The organism is Synechococcus sp. PCC 6717, from assembly GCF_022698185.1.
Classification (GTDB): Bacteria; Cyanobacteriota; Cyanobacteriia; order Thermosynechococcales; family Thermosynechococcaceae; genus Thermosynechococcus; species Thermosynechococcus lividus.
The window spans coordinates 22423-31216 of the sequence record NZ_JAKLTV010000027.1; the positions used below are offsets into that span (position 1 = coordinate 22423).

Annotated in this window: 9 protein-coding genes; 4 read left to right on the top strand and 5 right to left on the bottom strand. The window is 53.3% G+C overall.

Going from position 1 to position 8794, the window contains the following annotated elements:
• The first annotated feature begins 1 nt into the window (after position 1).
• The 3 genes from L5470_RS10605 to L5470_RS10615 are packed head-to-tail and all read left to right on the top strand — an operon-like array spanning position 2 to position 2653.
• Positions 2–976, top strand: coding sequence for a DnaJ C-terminal domain-containing protein (locus tag L5470_RS10605; protein WP_499499915.1), 975 nt, complete (start codon positions 2–4; stop codon positions 974–976).
• A gap of 8 nt (positions 977–984) precedes the next feature.
• Positions 985–2079 carry an acyl-CoA dehydrogenase family protein gene (locus L5470_RS10610; protein WP_499499917.1) on the top strand — a complete coding sequence of 365 codons (1095 nt, stop codon included), beginning with the start codon at positions 985–987 and terminating at the stop codon, positions 2077–2079.
• Between the two features lie 16 nt (positions 2080–2095).
• On the top strand, positions 2096–2653 hold the full coding sequence (locus L5470_RS10615; RefSeq protein WP_499499919.1) for a DNA-3-methyladenine glycosylase: 558 nt from the start codon (positions 2096–2098) through the stop codon (positions 2651–2653).
• On the opposite strand, the gene L5470_RS10620 is transcribed toward L5470_RS10615, so the two are convergent.
• The gene (locus tag L5470_RS10620; protein WP_499499921.1) at positions 2644–4332 is read right to left on the bottom strand and encodes a SulP family inorganic anion transporter; all 1689 of its coding nucleotides are present in this window, start codon (positions 4330–4332) and stop codon (positions 2644–2646) included. The genes L5470_RS10615 and L5470_RS10620 overlap by 10 nt on opposite strands.
• Before the next feature lie 325 nt (positions 4333–4657).
• On the opposite strand from L5470_RS10620, the gene L5470_RS10625 reads away from it, so the two are divergent.
• The gene (locus tag L5470_RS10625) at positions 4658–4951 is read left to right on the top strand and encodes a DUF6825 family protein (RefSeq protein WP_198406200.1); all 294 of its coding nucleotides are present in this window, start codon (positions 4658–4660) and stop codon (positions 4949–4951) included.
• Here L5470_RS10625 and L5470_RS10630 read toward each other — a convergent pair.
• The 4 genes from L5470_RS10630 to L5470_RS10645 all read right to left on the bottom strand — a co-directional run bounded on the left by L5470_RS10630 (position 4948) and on the right by L5470_RS10645 (position 8160).
• On the bottom strand, positions 4948–5217 hold the full coding sequence (locus L5470_RS10630; protein ID WP_099798774.1) for a YciI family protein: 270 nt from the start codon (positions 5215–5217) through the stop codon (positions 4948–4950). The two genes, L5470_RS10625 and L5470_RS10630, sit on opposite strands and share 4 nt — an antisense overlap.
• Positions 5218–5229: 12 nt before the next feature.
• Complete coding sequence (prfA, locus tag L5470_RS10635; protein ID WP_099798773.1) at positions 5230–6324, bottom strand: peptide chain release factor 1; 1095 nt, start codon at positions 6322–6324, stop codon at positions 5230–5232.
• A gap of 17 nt (positions 6325–6341) precedes the next feature.
• Positions 6342–6950, bottom strand: a complete 609-nt coding sequence (gene rpsD, locus L5470_RS10640) for a 30S ribosomal protein S4 (RefSeq protein WP_099798772.1) — start codon at positions 6948–6950, stop codon at positions 6342–6344.
• 142 nt (positions 6951–7092) lie between these two features.
• Positions 7093–8160, bottom strand: a complete 1068-nt coding sequence (locus L5470_RS10645; RefSeq protein WP_099798771.1) for an AI-2E family transporter — start codon at positions 8158–8160, stop codon at positions 7093–7095.
• Positions 8161–8794: the final 634 nt, after the last annotated feature.

The window sequence follows — 8794 nt, forward strand, 5'->3', positions numbered from 1 at the left end:
AATGCGTAATTTTCGAGATTACTACCAGCTTTTGGGAGTGGATCGGAGCGCCAGTAGCGATGAAATTAAGCGGGCTTACCGTCGCCTTGCACGGCGGTACCATCCAGACATGAACCCGGGCGATCGCGCTGCCGAAGAAAAATTCAAAGACATTAGCGAAGCCTACCAAGTGCTCAGCGACCCAGCTCGCCGCGAGCACTACGATCGCTACGGCGAATATTGGTCACAGCCGGGGTTTCGCAGCCGTACCCCCCAACGGACGAMAAACCGCCGTAATGGCACAAGCCTCAGGGATGATCCTGACCTGAGTGAAGATAACTTTCAGGAGTTTTTAGATCAACTCTTGGGACGGCGATCGCGCACCACGACCATCCCTGCGGATCCCCCACGTCGTTCCCCTACTATAGAAACAGATTATTTTCGACCTGGGACAGTGAAAACTGCCTATACTGCTGTGAGCCGCCGCGACGCTGAAGCCACCCTAGAAATTCCCCTAGAAAAAGCCTACGAAGGGGGACGAGAGCGCATTCGGCTGGGGGATGGCCGCTCCCTAGAAGTGACCCTGCCGCGGGCAATGATCACAGGCCAGCGGGTGCGGCTGCGCGGACAGGGGACCGGCGGCGGTGACCTCTATCTCAAAATTAATGTCACCCCGCATCCGTTGTTTCGCCTTGAGGGCTACGACATTGTGTGTGACTTGCCGGTGACCCCCAGTGAAGCGGCCTTGGGAGGTCAGGTAGAAGCCCCGACCCTCGATGGCTGGGTGAAAATGTCTATCCCGGCAGGGGTGCGCAATGGCCAACGCTTGCGGCTGGCGGGCAAAGGCTATCCCCGCCCCGATGGCGATCGCGGTGACCAACTGGTAGAAATTATCATTACTCTGCCTCCCCAATTGAGTGATGCTGAGCGAGAACTGTACCGTCAGCTTCACGCGATAGAATCGTACAATCCCCGTGCCCATTTGGCCTATCCCTAGCTCGACCAATGGACGAACCGGTTTTTGTTGATACGGCTCCAGAGGCCGCCCAGCCTCTTCTACAGGAGATTCTCACCTATCTGGAGACAGAGGTTGCCCCCAATGCCAATCGGATAGATCAGCAAAAATCGTTGCTCTCCAGTGCCTTGCAAGCCCTAGCAGAGTTAGGAATTTTCCGGTTAGCTCCCCCAGAAGCCGTTGGTGGATTGGGATGCCCTCCCTCCATTCTTTGGCATTTAGCACTCAAGCTTGGCGAGGCCTCCGGTGCCCTTGCCTTTTTAGTTTCGCAGCACCAAACTGCCCTCAGTATTATTCTGGAGCACCCGAATAGCAGCGTTGCCCAAGCCTACTTCAGTGATTTGATGTTGGGCAAAACCTTGATTGGCGTAGGCTTTTCTCACCTGCGCTACAACCATGTGGACTTGAAAGCCCGATCGCTGCCACAGGGCTACCTTTTGAAAGGCAACATTCCTTGGCTAAGCGGCTTTCAGCACATGACGATGGTGGTCGTTGCAGCGGAACTTCCCGATGAGCAGACGTTATTTGCTCTCTTGCCCCTGATGAATGCTCAACAGTCCAGCGGCGGCATTTTGCATTTAACCCTGCCGTTACCCTTGGCAGCTGTGCCCTCAACCCAAACCGTACAAGCAGAGGTTATTGACTGGTTCGTTCCGCCTGAGGATGTGGTCGGCATCGGTGACCCTAACTGGATTGAGCAGCGAGACAACCAAAAATTGCTCAGAGGCAGTGCCGCCCCCCTCGGTTGTGCCCGCGCCAGTTTGCAGGTTCTCGCTACCTTTCCTCAGTCTGCGGAGTTGTATGCTTGCCTGTGGGATCGCTGGCAATTCCTTTACACCACCATTCAGCAGGAGTTAGGGCAACTGAACCCGCCTTACCATGCAAAACTGCGGGCAAAGGCGGTACAATTGACGGTTCGTGCTGCCCAAGCGGCCATGATTACGACTGGGGGAAGTGCCGTGCTGCTGAACCATACGGTGCAGCGATTGTACCGCGAAGCCATGCTTTACATGGTGACGGGCTTAAACAACAACCTGCGCGATGCGTTGCTGGCGGAGTTACTTGTGGAGGAGCGTTGTTTGTAAACGGGAGTTTCCAAAGGTGGCGATCGCCCTTGATCCGGAGTGGTTTGCCCGGCCAGCCCCAGAGGTAGCCCCTGATCTCATTGGTTGCCTGTTAGTACGGCGGCACCCCAATGGCCAGATGTACCGTGGGCGCATTGTAGAAACAGAAGCCTATATGGCGGGAGATCCCGCTTGCCATGGCTATCGTCGCCAAACCCCTCGCAATGCCCCCATGTTTGCTGCCGCGGGTACGATCTACGTTTACCAAATCTACGGGATTCATCACTGCCTCAATATTGTGAGCGATCGCCCCCAGGTGGCCAGTGCGGTACTGATTCGCGCCCTTGAGATGATCACCCCCACCTTACCCGCGCGCAGTGCGGCTGGCCCCGGCAAGCTGTGTCATCTGTTAGCCATCGATCGGCAGTTGTCTGGCACCGTACTTGGGGAGGCCACTGGCCTGTGGATTGAGCCACCTCCCCAAGCGGTGGTGGGCACCGTTGTGCAAACCCGCCGTATTGGTATTTCCCAAGGACAAGAGATTCCATGGCGGTGGTATTTGCAAGGGAATGCAGCGGTTTCTCGCTACTCGTAGCTACCGGTGGAGACCTCCAGCAACTGCTCCGGTTGCTCCAAGAACAGAATGGCTTTCTCTAGGGCTTGCTGGCGATCGCTCACCACGTGATCCGCAGGCAAGCGATCTAAAATTCGGAATCGCTCAAGGCGCTGTTGAACTTTTGCCGAACCACTCACTACAAAAATAGCTAACCGATGTTTTTGCGCCTCTTCGATGAGGGATTCAATGGCGAGGGTGGCGGTGACCCCCAACAGGGGCACACTACTCACGTCAAGGATGAGCACCTTATAGTCCGCCATAATCGCCTGACGTTGGGAGATCGCCCACGCCGACCCAAAGCTCATCGGCCCCCCTAAATGCAATAGCAGCAATTGCCCCTTGCCTCGGCGAAAAAGCTCCTTCTCCTCAGGGGTCAGGGGCGTTTGATCATCCGCATGGGTAATGGCTTTCACCTCTTCCGACTGCAGATCCGCCAGCCGCTTGATGGTCAACATATTGGCAATAAACACCCCTACACCCACCGCCACAATCAAATCCACAAAGACCGTTAGGAGCATCACACCATACATAATGAAGGCGGCTCGCAGCGAGAGGACGTGTGCCCGTTTGAGGAAATTCCAATCAATGATGTCAATCCCCACCTTGATCAAAATCCCAGCCAGCACCGCATTAGGGATAGGAGCGGTCAAGGGGGCTGCCCACAGAACCACCATCAACAAAATGACAGCGTGGATCATGCCTGAGAGACAGGTGCGGCCACCCGCTTGAATATTTACTACGGTTCCCATGGTTGCCCCAGCTCCGGGTAACCCACCAAACAGCCCTGAAACGAGGTTGCCAATGCCTTGACCAATGAGTTCCTTATCGGAATCGTGCTGCGTGCGGGTAATGCTATCGGCAATCACTGAGGTTAACAGCGAGTCAATACAGCCGAGCATCCCCAGCATGGCAGCATCCACCAGCATGGTTTTCAGCATAGGCAAAGAAAACGTGGGAACCACAAACTCCGGTAAGCCCGTGGGAATCTTGCCAATGCGCGCCAACCCAGCATCAGCAAAGAACAGCATCGATAGCAGCGTCCCCAACACTAACGCCAGCAGTTGAGGGGGCACCAAGCGCCGTAGCCACTGTGGTGTAAAGTAAATCAGCGCTAGGGTGAAGAGGCCAAGAGTTAACGCTGCTGGGTTCATGGTCTGAATAAAGTCCGGCAGGTTCTGCACGGCTCCTAGCACGCCCCCTTTACTCGTGTGCCCTAGCAGCGGCCCAATTTGCAACAAAATCATGATCAGGCCAATTCCGGACATGAAGCCGGAAATAACCGTGTAGGGCATCATGGTGATGTATTTACCAAGGCGGAGTAGGCCAAATAAAATTTGAAACCCCCCAGCCAGCATCACCACCGTAAAGGCCATGGCCAACCCTTGCTCCGGGTACTCACTCGTCAGGCGGGTAATCACCGCTGTAATCACCACCGTCATTGGCCCCGTTGGGTTTGAAATCAGGGTGGGAGTACCGCCAAATAAAGCGGCAAAGAATCCCAGAAATACGACACAGTACAGACCGGCTGTTGCCCCTGCTCCAGAGGTCACCCCAAAGGCTAGAGCCATTGGCAGTGCCACAATGGCAGCGGTAAGGCCACCAAACAGATCACCCCGCCAATATCTGAAATGCACTCGATTAATCACATTTGCTAGCATTCCTGTCCCTTTTGTTGACTAGATGTTGACTCGCTAATGTAGAGATTTTTCATAGCTGTGGGATTATGAACCAACCTCGTGACCACTCTGGAGTGTCCGACAATTTTTCATAACTTATGGCTATGATAATCAAATATTTAATTGAAATAATCCTATGCTTTGATGGGGACAATCTGTCTAGATGGGGAGGAAAGTTTTTCTTATCAAACGAGGAAAGTTTTTCTTATGAAGGGACGGATGCGAGGGTAGGGGCGCAGCGTCGGCAATTGGCAAACTTTGTTACACTCAGGGGTTGGAAGTAATGAATCCAAGGAATGAACCTGCCATGAGTCAATCGCCGCTAGATGCTTTTTTCTTAGGTCGAGCCACAGCGACGCTGCTACGCGACCAAGCGCAACATCTGTTTGTTGAACTACTTAGTCAGATTGGGCGGTTTGATGCCGAGCAACAGCAGCGGCTGCATCAGTTTATGCAAGAGGTTCAGGAGCGGGCGCAGCAGGAAGCCCAAGCTGTTTCCCCCCACGCCAGTGAACCTGTGGACTGGCAAGCCCTTGTGGATGATCTGCGGGCAGAAACTGCGGCCTTGCGTACCGAACTGCAACGCTACCGCAACCGCTAGAGGGCTTGAATCCATTCGTGGATGGTATAGTCTGTCCAGATGTGGTGCTGCCAATAGGGATCGGCTTCGATGAGTTGGCGCACCGCCTCTTCACTTTCGGCAGTGTAGATGGCAAAAAAGTAGCGTAAATCTTTGGTAGGGCCAATGGTCACTAGGCTGCCTTGGTCTTTTTGGCGGGCAAGGCCATCTAGGTGGTCTTGGCGATGGGGAGCACGGCGCTCAAGGACATCCTCGCAATAGCGCCCCCAGACAACAAATTTAGCCATACTAAGCTCTCCTTAGGCTTGCTCTGCCGCTAAGCGCGCTAACTGCTCCTGTTGATCGCGGCTAATGCACGATTGAATAATCGTTTCTAGATCCCCTTCGAGGACGGTGCTCAGGGTAAAGTTTTGCCCTAAGCGGTGATCGGTGACGCGATCGTCTTTGTAGTTATAGGTGCGAATTTTTTCGGAGCGATCGCCAGTGCCCACTTGCGATCGTCGCATGGAGGTAATGGCTTCCTGTTGCTCCCGCAGTTTCATTTCGTAAAGCTTGGCGCGCAAAATCTGAAAAGCCCGCTCTTTATTTTTCAGTTGGCTGCGCTCTTCGGTACAAAAAATGCGGATCCCCGTTGGTTTATGGAACAGATCAACCGCTGTTTCCACCTTGTTGACGTTTTGGCCGCCGGCGCCGCCCGATCGCGCAGTGGTCAATTCAATATCCTTGGGGTCAATCTCAACCTCCACCTCATCCACTTCTGGCATCACCGCCACCGTTGCCGTAGAGGTATGCACGCGCCCTCCCGCCTCTGTAACGGGCACCCGCTGCACCCGATGCACTCCGGATTCAAACTTCAGTTTGCTATAGACGCGATCGCCCTTGATCTCCAAAATTGCTTCCTTAAAGCCGCCCATTTCTGCCAGCGATTCGCTGACAAGGTTGACTTGCCACCCTTGCGATTTGGCATAGCGGGAGTACATGCGCACTAAATCTCCCGCCCAAATTCCTGCTTCGTCCCCTCCAGCTCCTGCCCGAATTTCCAGCATGATGTTCTTGTCATCATTGGGATCTCGCGGTAGCAGTAGTACCTTGAGCCGCTCCTCCAGCTCGGCAATACGAGCTGTCAGGTTTGCTATCTCTTCTTCCGCCAGTTGCCGTAGCTCTGGTTCATCGCTAGCGTCCTTGAGGAGTTGCCGCGTATCTGCCAACTGTTGATGCAAGGCTTGCCATTCGTGGTAGGCATTCACTGTTTCCTCGAGGGCTGCTCGTGAGCGAGCCACTTTTTGGAACTCAGAGGGGTTGACGGCAACGTCTGGATCTGCCAAACGCCGCGTCAACTCCGTAAAGGTTTGCTCAACGGTACGCAGTTTTTCCAGAAGATAGGCTTCCGCCATAGCTGCTGACCGCCGCCTTAGACTTTACGCGAGTAGTATTCAACCACCAAGAGTTCATTCACTTGTAGAGCCACCCATTCCCGCTCTACAAGGCCATTCACCTTGCCTGTGAGGGTGTTTTTATCTAGTTCCAAGTGGCTGGGTAAGTTGGCAAGGCCAGGATTCTGTAAGTTGGTTTGTACAAGCTGTCGTGAGCGATCGTTATCGCGCACCGTAATCACGTCACCAGGGCGACATTGATAGCTGGGGATGGATACACTGCGACCATTCACCATAATATGCCCATGACTCACCAATTGGCGGGCTGCCGGAATGGTAGGTGCCATGCCAAGGCGAAAAACGGTGTTGTCTAAGCGCATCTCTAATAATTGCAAGAGCGTCTGGCCAGTGGAGCCGCTGACTCGCCGGGCTTTGCGCACATACCGCACCAACTGCCGCTCAGACACGCCGTAGTTAAACCGCAGTTTTTGCTTTTCATCAAGACGCAGCGCGTACTCCGAGCGCTTTTTACGGGCTTGACCGTGCTGACCAGGCGGATAACTGCGCTTAGGGGCTTTACGGGTTAAACCGGCTAATTCACCCAGACGACGAACAATTCTTAAACGAGGGCCACGATATCGAGCCATGCAACTATACCCAACCTACAATGATGACGGTGTCCAACCAGACGAGTTCATACGTGAGCGCGATCTATGTCGCAAGGGGCGATTAGATCAGCTTTCCTAGCATATCAATAGTCTGGGGGCGATCGCAACCACCATCTGCGGATCAATTGGCTGGCGGCTGATCTGCGGCAGTTTTTGGCCGCAGTGTCTGGTGCCCTGCCTGCAAGGCTTCTAACTTAAATAGGCTGACAAGTGTTCCGGTAATCGGAATCGCCAGAAAGACCCCGACAAAGCCCGCTAGGGTTGCCCCGACAAGCAGGGCTAAAAACAAGATGACCGGATTCAAATTCACCGAGTTTCGCATAATACGGGGCATCAGAATGTTTTCTTCCACCTGTTGGAGCAAAATGCAGCCAACGAGCACCTTAAAACTGAGAGCAAGACCCTTAGGCAGCAAAATCAAAGACACAATCGCAATACCAAGGGTGGCGCCAATTCCCGGAATCAGATCAAAGGCTCCGGCAATGGCAGCAAGGGCAAGGGCATAGGGGGCGCGCAGCAGTAAAAGGATAATAAAAACCGATACACCAAAAAACAGAGAGAGCAAAAAACGCCCCCAAAAGAAGCCGAGGAAGTTCCGTTGCAAATCGCGGGGCACCCGTTCCTGCCATGGCTCTGGCAAAAAACTCAGGAGGTACTGCCACAATCGCTGCCCATCCAGCAGCATAAAAAACGTAATCACTGCAACAATAATGCTCTCTAGCAGTAGTGAAAAGACAAATTGCAGCTTACCAAACCCAAACTCTAGGCCAGCAAAAGCATAGTTGCGTAATTCTGACTCAATTTGGCGAAAGTCAATCTCTAGGTTCCAACGCTCTAGCCAGCGTTGAATATCGTTGAGGAGATTAATCCATGTATCCACCTGATCCGGCAATGTACTCAGAAGTTCTTGGAGTTGGCCAATAATACCAAAGCCAAGGGTCAACCCAACCCCAATAACGATCGCCAGTGCTCCCAAAAAAACAAGTGTTACTGCTGCCGTATGGGGGAGATACCGCTCAACCCAGCGCACCGGATAATTGAGCAAAAAGGCCAAAATTGCTGAAAATAGAAAAATCAGTACAACAGTGGCAAAGAATTTGAGGAGTTGCACCCCAATCCAACCGAGGGCAAACAGGAGTAGAAAGCGTAGTAAGCGGCGATTTTCTAGGCGGTCAAACCACTTGAGCATAGTACTCCCGCACCCTGATGACGTTCAGGCAAAACAGCGGTTAGCTGCCCCTCACGCATTGACTATAGCTTAGAACGCCCCTTGCCAGAGATGAACAGCTACGCCCTAACGACCCTGAGCATTGTGCTGCAGAAAGCGGTTTCCCGGCGAGCCTGATGAGTTAATTGAACAAAATTAGCGACGCATTCCCCCACCTCGGAACAGGTGGAGGTCAAAGAGTGGCGGTTTCTATGGTATGAGGCTATACATCTTGAGCGGTACGGTAAAGGGCGGAACTGAGAGCTCCGAACACCCCAGAGACACGACCTCTCAAGTGATGGAGAAGCACCCTTTGACTTCTCCCCTCTTTGAAAGAGAGGGGATTCCCAAAGGATGCTACGCAACGGGCTGAAGCCACATTGCTTCGCTTTTCCCTTGAGCTGTCACCCACAACTTAATGCGGGTGGGAGCAGTCAAAGACCCCCTACTCACCTCAAGCATTTCTGCTATTGGGACTACGTTTATGTTTCGGTTCGTGGTTTCGCGCTTTTCAACACTAGCCAATTCGATACGCTCAACATCCTGCCATTGCTTGCAGTGGTTTAGGCTTGCCGCCAAAGCGGTAGTGACTTACTTGCCGGGATCTCTCCGTACT

What these genes read in the sequence shown, in the direction of transcription:
- L5470_RS10610 (WP_499499917.1), top strand. Translation starts at nt 985, where the DNA reads ATGGACGAACCGGTTTTTGTTGATACGGCTCCAGAGGCCGCCCAGCCT.
- rpsD (WP_099798772.1), bottom strand. Translation starts at nt 6,950, where the DNA reads ATGGCTCGATATCGTGGCCCTCGTTTAAGAATTGTTCGTCGTCTGGGT.
- L5470_RS10620 (WP_499499921.1), bottom strand. Translation starts at nt 4,332, where the DNA reads ATGCTAGCAAATGTGATTAATCGAGTGCATTTCAGATATTGGCGGGGT.
- prfA (WP_099798773.1), bottom strand. Translation starts at nt 6,324, where the DNA reads ATGGCGGAAGCCTATCTTCTGGAAAAACTGCGTACCGTTGAGCAAACC.
- L5470_RS10625 (WP_198406200.1), top strand. Translation starts at nt 4,658, where the DNA reads ATGAGTCAATCGCCGCTAGATGCTTTTTTCTTAGGTCGAGCCACAGCG.
- L5470_RS10645 (WP_099798771.1), bottom strand. Translation starts at nt 8,160, where the DNA reads ATGCTCAAGTGGTTTGACCGCCTAGAAAATCGCCGCTTACTACGCTTT.
- L5470_RS10630 (WP_099798774.1), bottom strand. Translation starts at nt 5,217, where the DNA reads ATGGCTAAATTTGTTGTCTGGGGGCGCTATTGCGAGGATGTCCTTGAG.